General features: G+C 57.6%; 1 protein-coding gene. It reads left to right on the forward strand.

Translation table 11 applies throughout. From position 1 onward, the window contains the following. The first annotated feature begins 64 nt into the window (after positions 1 to 64). Positions 65 to 1015, forward strand: coding sequence for an IS5 family transposase (locus FGU65_RS15825; protein WP_301665463.1), 951 nt, complete (start codon positions 65 to 67; stop codon positions 1013 to 1015). Positions 1016 to 1131 lie beyond the last annotated feature (116 nt).

Genomic DNA, 1131 nt, shown 5'->3' on the forward strand with positions numbered 1-1131 from the left:
GAGGATTTCGAAAAACCGCCCTCTTCTCAAAAGTACTTTATAGTCCCGGATCGACCTGATCTCCATGAGCACGTTTACCAACTTCATAATTCGGCACGAATATGCCTCTCTTGCCGCCCTGGGTGATCGGCTGGGTGAGGTTAGCGGTCTGATCGACTGGGATGCCTTCCGTCCTCTGCTTGCCGACCTGTACACAAATGCAGAGGGTCGAGGCGGTCGTCCGAACTGTGACGTCGTTCTCATGATCAAACTGCTGGTGCTCCAGCAGTGGTATGGCCTCTCGGATCCCGAACTGGAGCGTCAGGCGACCGACAGGATCTCGTTCCGCCATTTCCTGGGATACCCGGAGACCATCCCCGACCGGTCGACGGTCTGGCTGTTCCGGGAACGCCTGGCCAAAACCGGGAAGGAGACTTTGATCTGGGATGAGTTCCAGCGGCAACTCGAGGAGCAGGGTCTCACGATCAAGCGCGGCGTCATGCAGGACGCCTCGTTCATCACCGCCGATCCCGGACATGCTCCTGCCGACACACCCCGGGGCGAGCAGGCACGGACGCGGCGCAGCCGCGACGGCACCTGGGCAAAGAAGGGCTCGAAATCCCAGTTCGGCTACAAACTCCATATCCTCATGGACAAAGATCACCAGCTCATCCGCCGGATCGAGACCACCACCGCGTCGCTCCATGACAGCCGGATCGATCTCTCCCGGAAAGGCGAAACGGTCTATCGCGATAAGGGCTACTTCGGGGTGAAACCGAAGGCGTCCATGGACAAGACCATGCATCGGGCGACCCGCGGTCATCCATTGTCGATCAAGGAGAACCGGCGAAACAAAGCCATCAGCAGAACCCGATCACTAGTGGAACGGCCGTTCGCCGTGATGAAACGGGTGCTTAAGGCAGGGCATCTCATGGTCACGACGGTTGCCCGGGTCCGCGTCAAGAACACTTTCTCCTGCATGGATTTCAATCTCCGCCAACTTCTTACCCTCAAAGCGCAAGCTGCCGAGCGGTAGCTCTCGAGAAAATCCAAAAGAACCCCTAAAGGCAAGAGTTCAGGAAGAAAGCGGCTCAGCAGTGGCGGAACGAAAGAGCAAATCCTTGATGGAAGAGAGGGTTAATCGCAATTCTC

Source organism: Methanoculleus frigidifontis (assembly GCF_030464345.1).
In the GTDB taxonomy this organism is placed as follows: Archaea; Halobacteriota; Methanomicrobia; order Methanomicrobiales; family Methanoculleaceae; genus Methanoculleus_A; species Methanoculleus_A frigidifontis.

Excerpts from the sequence above, each read along its gene's own strand:
- FGU65_RS15825 (WP_301665463.1), top strand. The coding sequence starts at position 65 with ATGAGCACGTTTACCAACTTCATAATTCGGCACGAATATGCCTCTCTT.